Below are 14,252 nucleotides of genomic sequence, written 5' to 3'. Positions count from 1 at the left end.
GGGTTAGGATGGTAACAATGTGTTTTTATTATGCTAACCCCTAATCGCTTATCCCTTGTCACTTATTCCTTATCCTATCTTGCTGATTTTCTTCAGCTTTTCTTCGTCTATGATTTTGATTTTACGTCCGTCGATGGTGATTAACCGTTCTGTGGCAAACTGTGACAACGTACGTATGGCGTTGGAAGTGGTCATGTTTGACAAATTGGCCAGATCTTCACGCGAGAGATAGATACTCAAGGTGGAGCCGTCTTCCTCCAAACCATAACTTTCTTTGAGGAACAGCAGGGATTCTGCGAGTCTTCCGCGGATATGTTTCTGCGTCAGGTTTACAGTGCGTTCATCGGCAATGCCCAAGTCAACGGACAATTGCTTGATGAAGAACATGGCAAGGTCGTTGTTTTGTGTGAGCAGAGTCATCAAGGCAGTCATGGGGATTTGGCAAACAAGAGACGGCTCGAATGCAGATGCTGCCGTGACATAGTCTGTTTTTGCAAAGTAAGGGCGGTAACCGAAATATTCGACAGGTTTAATCATACGGATAATCTGGCTTCTACCACCGACTCCGTCTTTATAGATTTTGACCTTTCCACTCAGCAGACACATCAAATGCGTAGGTGTCTCGCCTTCGCAATGGATGACTTCGTTTTTTTTGTAGTTCTGGAGTGTGAAGTGGTTGGCGAGGAATTCCCGTTGTTCGTCATTCAAGGGAGACCATATATCTGCAATCAACTCCGGAACATTAATATCAGACAAGTTTACTTTTACCATAACTGCTGCAAAACTGTGTTATACAGCACAAATGTAAAAAGAAAAAATTAAATATTGCACAAATATGACAAAAAGATGTCGTAGGGGGGGAGATAAAGGAAAATCTATATATTTACGATTAGACGATTTACGATTGAAGTTTGTATTGTTAAACAACTGCTCATTAGCAGGTGGGTTTATGATTGTATGAGTAACTCCAACCGTAAACCGTCAAATCGTAAATCGTAGTAACTTAATTGTTTATCGTAGTATCTCTATCCCCCTCCCTACGGGGGAGGGGCTAGGGAGAGGCCTACTTTGTAAACAGCAGCTCCCTATATTTCGGAAGCGGCCAGATTTCATCATCAATTTCCATCTCAAGGTGGTCGATGTGGTCACGGATACTTTCCAGATAAGGGCGTACGGTTTCTTCGTAAGCGAAAGCCTTGTCTTTGTAGTTATCCATGTGGTTGGCTACTTTGCGGGCTTCGGTCATTTCGCGTACTTGTACCTTGATGGCGGTTACGCGCTTGGAAATTTCGCGTACAAGCTCTTTCCGGTCGGCACTGAGGACTTCGTATTCTTCGGGAGAGAAGGTCTCGCGCAGGCCACGGAGATTTTCCAGCAGACGGTTTTGGTAGATAACGGCAGTCGGTACGATGTGGTTGATGGCAAGGTCGCCCAGCACACGGCTTTCTATCTGTACCTTCATGGTGTATTTCTCCAGTTCTACTTCCAGGCGGCAGGCAAGCTCCGTTTCGTTGAAGATACGTTCGCCGATGAGTACGGAACGGGACTGGTTATCCATGTAGTGCATCAAGGCTTCGGGAACGTGGCAGATGTTGGTCAGCCCACGGCGGGCGGCTTCCTGCTTCCATTGTTCGGAGTAGCCGTCACCCTCAAAGCGGATAGGCTCGGAGGCGATGATGGTCTCTTTCATAATGCGGAAGATGGCTTCATCCTTGCCGACTCCTTCTTCCATCAGTTTGTCGATGGATACTTTGAACTCGTTCAGCTGATTGGCCATAGCCGCATTGATGGCAATCATGGCGGCGGCGCAGTTGGCAGATGAACCTGCGGCACGGAACTCAAAGCGGTTGCCGGTGAAGGCGAATGGAGAAGTACGGTTACGGTCGGTGGTATCCAGTAATATTTCGGGAATACGTCCGATGCCTAATTTCAGTGTTGTCTTTTCTTCCGATGTCATCTTGCTGCTGCTTATCTGGCGGGCTATCTCGTCGAGGATGGAAGACAGCTGTTTGCCCAGGAAGATGGACAGAATGGCGGGAGGCGCTTCATTGGCTCCCAGACGGTGGCTGTTTCCGGCACTCATGATGGAGGCGCGCAGCAAGTTCTGGTTTTTGTATACCATCATCAGTACGTTTACCAGGAAGGTAAGGAACAGCATGTTCCCTTTCGGATTCTTGCCCGGTGCAAACAAATTGATACCCGTATCGGTGCAAAGCGACCAGTTGTTGTGCTTGCCGGAGCCGTTCACGCCGTTGTAGGGTTTTTCGTGAAGCAGTACGGCGAAGTGATGCTTGCGTGCGATGCGTTTCATCAGATCCATCACAAGCTGGTTGTGGTCGTTGGCAAGGTTGGCATTCTCAAAGATAGGCGCCAGCTCAAACTGGTTGGGAGCTACTTCGTTATGGCGGGTCTTGACCGGGATACCCAGTTTGTGACATTCGATTTCCAGTTCTTTCATAAAAGCTGTGACACGTGGGGGGATGGAGCCGAAATAGTGGTCCTCCAGCTGCTGGTCTTTGGCCGAGGAGTGTCCCATCAGGGTACGTCCGGTTAGACAAAGGTCCGGGCGGGCATTGTACAGTGCCGAGTCGACGAGGAAATATTCTTGTTCCCAGCCTAAATTGGTATAAACGCGTGTGATATTCTTGTCGAACAACTGGCATACGTCTGTCGCTGCTTTGTCTACGGCTGCCAAGGCTTTGAGCAATGGAGTCTTGTAGTCGAGCGCTTCGCCGGTATAAGAGATGAAGATAGTGGGGATGCAAAGTGTGGTATCTACCACAAAGGCAGGTGAGGAAACATCCCAAGCAGTATATCCTCGTGCTTCGAATGTGTTTCTGATACCCCCGTTGGGGAAAGAGGATGCATCCGGTTCCTGCTGGATGAGCAGTTTGCCGGAAAAACGTTCAATCACTTCCGTTCCTTCTCCGAATTCGATGAAGCCGTCATGTTTCTCGGCTGTTCCGTCCGTCAGAGGCTGGAACCAGTGCGTGTAGTGGGTGACGTTGAGGGACTTTGCCCAACTTTTCATGCCGTTGGCAATCAGGTCTGCCATTTCGCGGTTGATGGGAGTGCCTTTTTCGATGGCGTCGGTCACGGCTTTGTAGGCTTCACGAGGCAGGTATTCCTGCATTTTCTTACGGTCGAAGACATGGCTGCCGTAGTAGTCGGACAGTTTGTTTGAAGGGGTGGTCACTTCAAGAGGTTGCCGATTGGCAAGTTCTTGCAAAGCAAAAAATCGCATTTTTGACATATAAGTCTCTCCTTTTATTGGTTGTTGGGCGCAAAAATACATGTTTTTTCTGAACTACCCCCTCTTTTTTAGGGGGTATTCTCGAAAATATTAGTGTTTTTTGAGAATAGACCCCCTGAAAAAGTTTGCTTGTTATGGAAAAACGACTCAAAGCTTACGTTTGTTCCATGCCATGATTAGTAATCTTTCCGCATCACGATTAGTAATCTTAGTGCGTCGTGATTAGTAATTTTCATGCGTCACAATTACGAATCATTCTGTACATGACACTTGTGGCGCCCTTTTTATAACAATTTATATAGGTTCGTATTTATCTTGCACAAACTATGTGTGCTTGTGTATTATTGTCTCTCGCGCGTAACATATGTTTTATAATAAAGGGTGTCACAAGTGTCATCCCTGCTTCTTTATGGAACATGTTTTTGCATTACACGAATTCTTCCGTATATTTGTCCCGATTCTATAAGGAGAAATTGCGGTTGAAACGTTTGTTGTTTATATGGATTTGGATTTGCTTCTTGTTTTCTTTTGTACAGAAGGCAGGGGCGGAGCGTGTATCTTATCCGGTTGACAAACATGTGAGTTCCGCAGACTCCATCATGGAGAAAGTCATCTTCTTTGCCCCCCTTTATGAACGTATTATTGAAAGTTACAAGGCTGAGCTTTACATAAAGGGCTGGGTGAATATCCGTAAGAAGAATCATATTCTCCGCTACATCCCTTCCATGTTCCGGCCCAAAAAAGGGGTGCGGGAATATATGATGGAAACTTATAGCGATTTGCATTTTACTGCTCCCGACATCTATGACCAGAAGGTAAAGGCAAGTGTCGGCACTGCTTCCGAGTTTTGGGAAATGGACGGACGATTGCCGGAATATTTTCACATCAATATCTATTCTTCTACCCTATTATATGACAAACTACTCTCTCCTTTAGCACCCAATGCCAAAAAATATTATACTTATCGGATTGATACGGTGATGGGGGAACGGCATGCTCGCCAGTATAAAATCCGTTTTATGCCGAAAAGCAAAAGCTTTCAGCTGGTGGGCGGTTATCTGATTGTGAGTGATAACGTGTGGAGTGTACGCGAGATGCGTTTTTCCGGACGTAATGAGATGGTGCGGTTCAATAATCTGGTGAAGATGGGTAATGTGGGCGATTCGGACGAATTTCTTCCGTTGCAGTATGATGTGGATGCAACGTTCCGTTTTTTGGGAAATGTGGTAGATGGTACTTATGAAGCTGTACTCGATTATAAGAACATCATTCAGAAAGCTCCTGGAAGTGATATACGGAAGTCGGTGAAGAAAAGTAAATATGACTTGTCAGATTCATACACGTTGCGTACGGATACGAATGCTTTTCGGCGTGATACTGCCTACTTTAAAACTTTACGTCCCATTCCGTTGACCCCGCACGAGGAAACATTGTATCAGGATTTTTTCTTGCGTCGGGATACACTCATCCGGAAAAAGAAGCCGGTCAATAAGAATCTGGAATTCTGGGGACAGATTGGGGATGCTCTGATTAGTCGCTACACAGTAGACCTTGATAAATTGGGAAGTGTACGCTGTTCGCCGTTGATTAATCCTTTTCTTTTGAGTTATAGCGGCAAACATGGAATTTCGTATCGGCAGGAATTCAAGTACAACCGTATATTCAGGGGCGACCGCCTGCTGCGAATCGTTCCCCGGATAGGTTATAATTTTAAAGAGAAAGAATTTTACTGGAGGGTGAAGTCTGATTTTGATTATTGGCCTCGTAAGCGTGCGGCATTTCATCTGGAATTTGGTAATGGTAACCGGATTTATAGTAGTGATGTGCTGGATGACTTGAAAGCTATTCCCGACAGTATCTTTGATTTCAACCAGATACATCTGGATTATTTCAAGGACTTGTATCTGAATCTGCGCCATAGCTGGGAGATAGTGAACGGCTTGTCGCTGGAAGTGGGTATATCCATGCATAGACGTACGGAAGTGAACCGTTCCCGGTTTGAACTTAACTATCCGAGTATGCCATCGGTAAAATCTGTAACAAACGTAGGTTCCGGCGGCTCGTCGTTCTTTCCGAATTTCGACCCCAATGTCCTGAATAAGTTTCGGCATACTTATAACAGTTTTGCCCCCCGTGTCCGTTTGTCTTGGACTCCGGGACAATATTACTATATGAATGGTGACCGTAAGGTGAACCTTCACTCCAAATACCCTTCCATCTCGGTGGATTGGGAACGGGGCATCAGCGGAGTATTGCAGAGCAGCGGTTCGTACGAGCGTGTGGAGGTCGATTTGCAGCATCAGGTTTCTTTGGGATTGATGCGCGATATTTATTGGCGCTTTGGCTGGGGAGAGTTCACCAATCAGAAAGAACTGTACTTTGTGGACTTTGCCAATTTGCGGCGCTCCAATCTGCCTATGGGTTGGAGCGATGATATTGGCGGGGTGTTCCAATTGCTTGATGGGCGTTGGTATAACTCTTCCCGCAAATATATCCGTGGACACCTTACATACGAAGCGCCTTTCCTTCTGCTTCGCCATTTGATGAAATATACCCAGTATGTCTTGAACGAACGTCTGTATCTGAATGCACTGGTAGTACCTCACTTGAAACCTTATCTGGAAGTAGGGTATGGCATTGGTACGCATATTTTTGATTTTGGCTTGTTTGCCAGCTTTGCAAACTGGAAGTATCAGGAAATTGGTTGCAAATTCACCTTCGAGCTGTTTAACCGATAGTAATGTGCCAATGTGATAATGTGTCAATGACCTGCGGCGTGATGGCACAGCATAAACATATCGCAGCCAATTAGCATATTGACACATTAATCAATTGTCAATTATTGATTCTTTTGTAACTTTGCTGCAAATTACTTGGAGCTATGGGTATAGTAATAGGAATAGATGTGGGTGGAAGTACCACGAAAATCGTTGGAATTAATGGAGAACAGATACAGTCTCCAATGTTTATTACGGCTACCGACCCGGTGACTTCCTTATTCGGAGCATTCGGTAAGTATATTTATGACAATGGTATACAGCTGGTCGATGTGGAGCAGGTGATGCTAACGGGAGTGGGAAGCGCATTTGTCAACAGCCCTCTATATGGACTGCCTACTCGCAAAACGGATGAGTTTATTGCCAATGGTTTGGGAGCCAGACATGCAACGGATATAGACCAACTGATTGTAGTCAGCATGGGTACCGGCACTTCTTTTGTGAAAATTGACGGCGACAAGGTGCAGCATATTGGCGGCTTGGGGATTGGTGGAGGTACCTTGCAGGGACTATCAAGGTTGCTGTTGAAAACTCATGATATTCATCAAGTGTCCGAGTTGGCTGAGAAAGGGGATGTAACTCGTGTCAACTTGCAGATAGGTGATATTTGCAACACTGCTTTGCCTGACTTGCCTGTGAGTGCTACCGCCTCTCTTTTCGGGAAAGCAGATAGCAATGCTTCTCAAGAAGATATTGCCTGCGGTATAATTTATACGGTGCTTCAAACCATTGGAGGAGCTGCTGTACTGTCAGCTTTGAATAGTCCTATCAAGGATTTCGTTCTGATAGGGAATCTTACCCAACTGCCTCAGTGCCGGGAGGTATTTTCTAAAATGGAAGCCATCTATCATGTACATTTTCATATACCGCCCTATGCTGAATATAGAACAGCAATAGGAGCGGCATTGGCATACGTAAAAGAAAGGCAAGGGTAGTGGTTACTTCTTGCTTGCCTTCTTCATATAGCTGTTTATCAAGGTACATGCGGGAGCGGCCACCGTACCGTGGTCAAATCCCTCCATCTGATAGAGGGTGGTTTTTTGTCCCAGTGCTTTGAGGAGGGCATATAAATGAGCGTTTTCCTCATAGCGTGCCAGCATCTCCAACTCTTTGTCGCCAGTGATAAGTATCATGGGTGAAGCGTCCTTTCTTACGTTATTGGAAGGAGCATATTTATCTATAATCGGAGTGTCGGAAGGCAGCCCGCGTTCTTTGCGGATGGTGTAGTGGGTAGTAGTCTGTCCGCTGATGGGGAAAGCACCTACCAGGCTGTTGGCGTCAATATTCCACTTTGCCAGGTAACTCTTGTCCAGATTGAGCATCAGACAGAGATAACCACCGGCTGAATGACCGGCTATGTATATTTTATCTTTATCTCCTCCGAATTCTTCTATGTTCTCGAAAGTCCAAGCAACGGCCTCTGCGGCATCTTCCGTGTAGGCAGGATTTTGGGCACGCGGGCTGAGTCGGTAGTTTACGGCTATCACGGCGTAGCCTTGATTCAAGAACTCCTTCGGGAAATGTTTCTCTCCGACTTCCAGTCCTCCACCGTGAAACCAGACAAGGGTTGCAAATCCTTTTTTATCTGTAGGATAATGGATGTCGAGCTTACAACGCTCCAGCTTATAGCTGTCCTTTTCGCCAGGATGAAGATAGGAAATGTTCTTTTGTGTACGGTAGTTGTTGTCCGTTGTCTGATTTTGGCTATAACATAATAATGTATAGCAAATGATGGAAATGCATGCGATTATCTTTTTCATGATAAATTATTGAGATTATGTATAAATGAAACGATGCAAAGGTAACATTTTTTTTGTTCTTTAATTGATTATTCCACTGCTGTTTTGAATGCTTTTTGTTTTGTAGTTCAAGAAAATACTTCTATCTTTGCGCCCGATTTACAATGAGTCAACATAAAGTCTCACTTAATTAACGAGTTAAACAATTTATTTATTAATGGAAAATTTAAAGAATGTAGCTCCTATTGAAGACTTCAACTGGGATGCTTATGAGAACGGCGAATCAGTAGCCAGTGCAAGCCACGAAGAACTGGAAAAGGCGTATGACAATACGTTGAACAAGGTTAACGACCGCGAGGTAGTTGATGGAACCGTAATCGCAATGAACAAGCGTGAAGTAGTTGTGAACATCGGTTACAAATCAGACGGTATCATTCCGATGAGTGAATTCCGTTACAATCCTGAACTGAAGGTTGGTGATACTGTTGAGGTATACATCGAAAATCAGGAAGACAAGAAAGGACAGCTCGTTCTGTCTCACCGTAAAGCTCGTGCTACCCGTTCTTGGGATCGCGTAAACGCAGCTTTGGAAAACGAAGAAATTATCAAGGGTTACATCAAGTGCCGCACAAAGGGTGGTATGATTGTAGACGTATTCGGCATCGAAGCTTTCTTGCCGGGTTCTCAAATCGACGTGAAGCCTATCCGCGACTACGATGTATTCGTTGGCAAAACAATGGAATTCAAGGTTGTTAAGATCAACCAGGAATTCAAGAATGTGGTTGTTTCCCACAAGGCTCTTATCGAAGCCGAACTGGAACAACAGAAGAAGGAAATCATCGGTAAACTCGAAAAAGGACAAGTTCTCGAAGGTACCGTTAAGAATATCACTTCCTATGGTGTATTTATCGACCTGGGTGGCGTAGACGGTTTGATTCACATCACAGACCTTTCTTGGGGCCGTGTCAGCGATCCGAAAGAAGTGGTTGAACTCGACCAGAAACTCAACGTTGTTATCCTTGACTTTGATGATGAGAAGAAGCGTATCGCTCTCGGCTTGAAGCAACTCACTCCACATCCTTGGGATGCATTGGATGCTAACCTGAAAGTTGGCGACCACGTGAAGGGTAAAGTTGTAGTTATGGCTGACTACGGTGCATTCATCGAAATCGCTCCGGGTGTTGAAGGTCTGATTCACGTATCTGAAATGTCTTGGTCACAGCACTTGCGTTCTGCACAGGACTTCATGAAGGTAGGTGACGAAGTTGAGGCAGTAGTCCTGACTTTGGACCGTGAAGAGCGTAAGATGTCTTTGGGTATCAAACAGCTGAAGTCTGATCCTTGGGAAACTATCGAAGAGAAGTATCCTATCGGCAGCAAGCACACTGCAAAAGTTCGTAACTTCACTAACTTCGGTGTATTCGTTGAAATCGAAGAAGGTGTTGACGGCTTGATTCACATCTCTGACCTGTCTTGGACGAAGAAGGTTAAACATCCGTCTGAATTCACTCAGATTGGTGCAGACATCGACGTACAAGTTCTGGAAATCGACAAGGAAAACCGTCGCTTGAGCCTTGGCCACAAGCAACTCGAAGAAAATCCTTGGGATGTATTTGAAACTGTATTTACAGTAGGTTCTGTACACGAAGGTACTATTATCGAAATGCTGGATAAGGGTGCTGTAGTTGCTCTGCCTTATGGTGTAGAAGGTTTCGCTACTCCGAAGCACCTCGTTAAGGAAGACGGCTCACAAGCTCAGTTGGACGAGAAGCTTGAATTCAAGGTAATTGAGTTCAATAAGGATGCTAAGCGTATTATCCTTTCTCACAGCCGTATCTTTGAAGATGCTGCAAAGGCAGAAGAAAGAGCTGAAAAGAAGGCTGCTACTAAGAAGTCAACCGGTAAGAGAGAAGACGTTGCTCCTGCTATCCAAAACCAGGCTGCATCTACTACTCTGGGTGACATCGATGCTTTGGCTGCCTTGAAGGAACAGATGGAAGCTGGAAAGAAATAATTACTCCATTCTATAAATGAAGGAAGGGTACTTGCGTAAACAAGTGCCCTTCTTTTTTATGATTTGTCAATAGAATTTTATGGAATTAAGGATGGTTTTTCCATAAATGTTTATCTTTGCAGGGTGGTTGCTCTTGTAATCATAGAAATATTCAATAATTTATTTTCATTTATTATGAAAAACATGTTCAAAAATGTAGGGAAGACGGTGTTGTTCACTTGCCTGTCACTGATGTTACTAACCGCATGCGGCCAGAAGTCTAAACTCAAGCTGGCTATCGCGGCTGCCAACAAACAATGTCCCATGGATATGGGAGCTTCCGGCGAAATATCCAGCATTACTTTTGATGGGGCGGATGTGGTATATGTGCTGCTTATGAATGAAAGTTTCCTCGATATAGATGCTTTGAAAAAGAATCCCGATGCAATGAAGTCTGCTGTGACTGTTATGTTGGGTAATCCACAAGGGGCTATTAAAGAGATGCTGGATTTGGTTGTCGGTACTGATTCCGGTATGAAGTTCATCTATAAAGGAAAGACATCCGGTAACGAAGTGGAGTGTTATCTGACTACTCAAGACTTGAAAGATATATTGAATGGCGGTTCAGCTGCTGAAAGCAGTGATAAGAAGAAATTGGAAGAGCAAGTGAAGATGACCAACGTATCATGCCCGATGCAGGTGGATGAAGCCACTTTGCTCAATAAACTGACAATCGAGTCGGATAAGGTGCTGTATCATTATACGATTGACGAATCTGTAGTACAGATGTCTGCTTTGAAGGAAAATGCAGAACAGATGAAGGCAAATGTGAAGAACTCTTTGAATTCCTCCGATCCAGCCTTGCGCATGTTCTTGGAAGTATGTGTGAAGTGTGATAAAGGGGTGGGCTATCTGTATAAAGGGAATAAATCTAGAGAAACTTTTGAAATATCCTTTGGAATTTCAGAGATAAAGGCTCTTCTATAAATCAAGGAGTAGAAATCAGTTCGGAAGGTTTGGAATGGAAAAGTTTGAGTTACATATTCTTGGTTGTGGTTCCGCTTTACCCACAACACGTCATTTCCCTACGTCTCAAATTGTGAACGTGCGCGACAAGCTGTTTATGATTGATTGTGGGGAAGGGGCACAGTTGCAGTTCCGTAAATCACATCTGAAGTTTTCACGTTTGAATCATATCTTTATCTCTCACTTGCATGGAGACCATTGTTTTGGCTTATTGGGACTGATTTCTACACTAAACCTTTTAGGACGTACAGCCGAGTTGCATATCCATTCTCCAAAAGGGCTGGAAACATTGCTGACACCTATGCTGGACTTTTTTAATAGACAGATGACGTACAAGGTCCTTTTCCATGAGTTTGATACGAAAGAACCGATGCTGATTTATGAAGACCGTTCGTTGACGGTTACTACCATTCCTTTGCGTCATCGTATGCCGTGTTGTGGCTTTTTGTTTGCAGAAAAGCAGCGTCCTAACCATATTATCCGTGAAATGGTCGATTTCTACCAAGTGCCGGTATACGAATTGAATCGTATAAAGAATGGGGCCGATTACGTGACACCGGAGGGAAAAACTGTTTCCAACAACTTGTTGACCCGCCCTTCTGCTCCGTCCCGCAGTTATGCCTATTGCTCGGATACCATCTATCTTCCTTCTATCGTAGAGCAGATAAAAGGAGTTGACTTGCTTTTTCATGAAGCGACATTTGCGAATGAGGATGCACCGCGTGCTAAAGAAACATTTCATACAACTGCTGCACAAGCGGCTGAAATAGCCAGGAGGGCTGAGGTGAAGAAGTTGTTGATAGGACATTTTTCGGCACGATATGAAGATGAAAATATCTTACTTCAAGAAGCATCCGCTATTTTTCCGGATACTCAGCTTGCCAAAGAAACACTTTGTGTATCGGTATGAATTAAACTTTTCGTATCTTTGCACAAGTGCGAAGATAACTGCACCTCGACATAAAAAATGAACTCGTTCATTTTGTTCTGCTTTCGGTTTGCATTATCTTTGGCAGTCTAAAATAACAAATGCGAATAGAAATTTATGACCCCTTCCTATAATGAACGCGAAGTGTTGGCCCTTCTGCAAGAAGAAAGCACACAAAAGCGGGGATTTGAGATGATTGTTGCCCAATATAGCGAGCAGCTGTATTGGCAGATTCGTCGTATGGTCCTCTCTCATGAAGATGCCAATGATTTACTTCAGAATACTTTCATTAAGGCATGGACCAATATAGATTATTTTCGGGCAGAGGCTAAACTCTCTACCTGGCTCTATCGCATAGCCTTGAATGAATGCCTCACTTTTCTGAACAAACAACGGGCTGCTTCCACAGTATCTTTGGATGATCCCGAGGCAGATGCACTTCAAAAGCTTGAAAGTGATCCTTACTTCTCCGGTGATAAAGCAGAGATGGCTTTGCAAAAAGCCTTGCTTGCCTTGCCGGAAAAACAACGTATGGTGTTTAATTTGAAGTATTACCAGGAAATGAAATACGAAGAGATGTCTGATATATTCGGTACTTCCGTAGGTGCCTTGAAGGCTTCTTATCACCATGCCGTGAAGAAAATAGAAAAGTTTTTGGGTGAGGAATATTAAACCTTTGCCACAAAACAATGTCTAATTAAACAGAAAGGAGAAAGCTTATGAAAGAAGAAGATAAAATACTGAAAAAGATAGGGACGGAAAATCCTTTCCGCGTTCCTGACGGCTACTTTGAGAATCTTACTTCAGAGGTAATGAACCGGCTTCCCGAAAAAGAAAAACTCACTGCTGTACAGACAGAGCCTACAATGTGGCAGAAGGTAAAGCCTTGGTTGTATATGACCGCCATGTTTATAGGTGCGGCATTGATTATCCGCGTGGCTTCTTCGGAGTATACTCCATCTGTAGAGCGTATGGCTGCTGATGATACGGAAACAGAAATGGAATATATTAATATGGCCGTAGAGAATTCCATGCTGGATGATTATTCATTGTATGTTTATTTGGCAGACTCTGATGCAGAATAAGGTAACAACACTCAACTATTTAAAAATGAAAAGACTGATTGTTTTATTGGTTATGATATGTGGCATGATGCCCCTGCTTTGGGCTAGTGATGGATGTGATCAGCATCTGTCACCCGAAGAGTTTCGTGCCAAACAAAAAGCGTTTATAACGGAGAAAGCCGGGCTGACGAGTGAGGAAGCAGCTAAGTTCTTCCCATTGTATTTTGAATTGCAAGACCGGAAAAAGCAGTTGAATGACGAGGCTTGGAAATTGCTCCGGCAAGGGAAAGATGAAAAAACAACCGAAGCCCAGTATGAGGAAATTATGGAAGGTGTGTATGATGCCCGTATTGCTTCTGACCGGTTGGACAAGACCTACTTTGATAAATTCAAGAAGATATTGTCTTGTAAAAAGATTTATCTGGTGCAAAGAGCTGAAATGCGTTTCCATCGTGAACTGCTGAAAGGCATGCATAAAAAGGGAGATGGCCCCCAGCGAAGACCGCAAGGGAAAAAATGAGTAGTGAATGAATTACAAATAAGGAAGGTTGCCACGATGGTGTGAGCAACCTTCTTTTGTTAATGAGAGATACCTCGTTTTAGCCTTGCTAAACCTCTACTTTAGTTCCCTAAACCTCTACTTTAGCCAGTTAAACCTGACCTTTAGAAGAATCATCTTGTTTGCTTTCTTTTTCCAGTGCTTTCGCTTCATTCCATAGCTTATCCATTTCTTCCAGTGTCATGTCATGGAGATTTTTACCCTCCTTGATGCTGTGTGCTTCTACATAGTTGAATCGGTTGATGAACTTCTGGTTGGTGCGTTCCAGTGCATTGTCCGGATTGATTTTGTAGAGGCGGGCAGCATTGATGAGGCTGAACATGACATCGCCGAATTCGGCTTCAGCTTTCTCCTTATCCATATGGGCGACTTCAGCCTGGAATTCCTGGATTTCTTCTTTTACCTTATCCCACACTTGCTCGCGTTCCTCCCAGTCAAATCCTACATTGCGGGCCTTGTCCTGGATACGATAGGCCTTAATGAGTGAGGGTAGGGCGGCGGGTACACCGCTCAATACTGTCTTGTTTCCATCTTTTTCCTTTAACTTCAACTGTTCCCAGTTTTCAGAAACCTGACCTGCGGTTTCGGCCTTTACATCACCGAAGACATGGGGATGGCGGAAGATAAGTTTCTCACAAAGACGGTCGCATACGTCTTTCATATCGAAATCACCGGTTTCGGAGCCTATTTTTGCGTAGAAAGCTACATGCAGCAGCACATCGCCCAACTCTTTGCAGATGTCATTCTTATCATCGCGCATCAAGGCGTCACAAAGTTCATAAGTCTCTTCGATAGTATTGGGGCGCAGACTTTCATTGGTCTGCTTGCGGTCCCAGGGACATTTCTCGCGCAGTTCGTCGAGTATGTCGAGGAAGCGGCCGAAGGCTTCCATCTGTTCTTTTCTTGTATGCAT

The 14,252-nt window shown here is 44.4% G+C and carries 12 protein-coding genes; 8 read left to right on the top strand and 4 right to left on the bottom strand.

Features of this window, described 5'->3' with window-relative positions:
- Positions 1 to 69: 69 nt before the first annotated feature.
- Together JXR92_RS16540 and JXR92_RS16535 are read right to left on the bottom strand one after the other, a co-directional pair.
- Entirely contained in the window at positions 70 to 771 is a 702-nt protein-coding gene (locus JXR92_RS16540; RefSeq protein ID WP_005832010.1) for a Crp/Fnr family transcriptional regulator, read from the bottom strand.
- A 292-nt stretch (positions 772 to 1,063) separates the two neighbouring features.
- Positions 1,064 to 3,253 carry a glutamine synthetase III family protein gene (locus tag JXR92_RS16535; RefSeq protein ID WP_005832915.1) on the bottom strand — a complete coding sequence of 730 codons (2,190 nt, stop codon included), beginning with the start codon at positions 3,251 to 3,253 and terminating at the stop codon, positions 1,064 to 1,066.
- Positions 3,254 to 3,669: 416 nt separating this feature from the next.
- Here JXR92_RS16535 and JXR92_RS16530 point away from each other — a divergent pair, with 416 nt between their 5' ends.
- Positions 3,670 to 5,991: a DUF5686 family protein gene (locus tag JXR92_RS16530; RefSeq protein WP_138345287.1), complete on the top strand. Its 2,322-nt coding sequence runs from the start codon at positions 3,670 to 3,672 to the stop codon at positions 5,989 to 5,991.
- Positions 5,992 to 6,134: 143 nt separating this feature from the next.
- A complete protein-coding gene (coaW, locus tag JXR92_RS16525) occupies positions 6,135 to 6,965 on the top strand; it encodes a type II pantothenate kinase (protein ID WP_117600456.1) in 831 nt (276 codons plus the stop codon).
- Positions 6,966 to 6,968: 3 nt separating this feature from the next.
- Here coaW and JXR92_RS16520 read toward each other — a convergent pair whose 3' ends face one another.
- Positions 6,969 to 7,790 carry an alpha/beta hydrolase gene (locus tag JXR92_RS16520; protein ID WP_138345290.1) on the bottom strand — a complete coding sequence of 274 codons (822 nt, stop codon included), beginning with the start codon at positions 7,788 to 7,790 and terminating at the stop codon, positions 6,969 to 6,971.
- A gap of 196 nt (positions 7,791 to 7,986) precedes the next feature.
- Here JXR92_RS16520 and rpsA point away from each other — a divergent pair, with 196 nt between their 5' ends.
- The 6 genes from rpsA to JXR92_RS16490 all read left to right on the top strand — a co-directional run bounded on the left by rpsA (position 7,987) and on the right by JXR92_RS16490 (position 13,300).
- On the top strand, positions 7,987 to 9,783 hold the full coding sequence (rpsA, locus tag JXR92_RS16515) for a 30S ribosomal protein S1 (protein WP_005831997.1): 1,797 nt from the start codon (positions 7,987 to 7,989) through the stop codon (positions 9,781 to 9,783).
- A 174-nt stretch (positions 9,784 to 9,957) separates the two neighbouring features.
- Entirely contained in the window at positions 9,958 to 10,749 is a 792-nt protein-coding gene (locus JXR92_RS16510) for a hypothetical protein (protein ID WP_117964176.1), read from the top strand.
- Positions 10,750 to 10,783: 34 nt separating this feature from the next.
- The gene (locus JXR92_RS16505) at positions 10,784 to 11,698 is read left to right on the top strand and encodes a ribonuclease Z (RefSeq protein WP_117964177.1); all 915 of its coding nucleotides are present in this window, start codon (positions 10,784 to 10,786) and stop codon (positions 11,696 to 11,698) included.
- 135 nt (positions 11,699 to 11,833) lie between these two features.
- Complete coding sequence (locus JXR92_RS16500) at positions 11,834 to 12,388, top strand: RNA polymerase sigma factor (protein ID WP_117964178.1); 555 nt, start codon at positions 11,834 to 11,836, stop codon at positions 12,386 to 12,388.
- A gap of 47 nt (positions 12,389 to 12,435) precedes the next feature.
- Entirely contained in the window at positions 12,436 to 12,801 is a 366-nt protein-coding gene (locus tag JXR92_RS16495; RefSeq protein WP_117964179.1) for a hypothetical protein, read from the top strand.
- 25 nt (positions 12,802 to 12,826) lie between these two features.
- The gene (locus tag JXR92_RS16490; protein WP_009038074.1) at positions 12,827 to 13,300 is read left to right on the top strand and encodes a hypothetical protein; all 474 of its coding nucleotides are present in this window, start codon (positions 12,827 to 12,829) and stop codon (positions 13,298 to 13,300) included.
- Between the two features lie 130 nt (positions 13,301 to 13,430).
- Here the strand turns inward: JXR92_RS16490 and mazG are convergent, their stop codons facing one another.
- Positions 13,431 to 14,252: a nucleoside triphosphate pyrophosphohydrolase gene (gene mazG / locus JXR92_RS16485; protein WP_117964180.1), complete on the bottom strand. Its 822-nt coding sequence runs from the start codon at positions 14,250 to 14,252 to the stop codon at positions 13,431 to 13,433.

It is taken from the genome of Bacteroides parvus, assembly GCF_017309675.2.
Classification (GTDB): domain Bacteria; phylum Bacteroidota; class Bacteroidia; order Bacteroidales; family Bacteroidaceae; genus Bacteroides; species Bacteroides uniformis.
The sequence above is the reverse complement of the archived record's forward strand: the minus strand, read 5'-3'. Positions and strand labels throughout refer to the sequence as shown.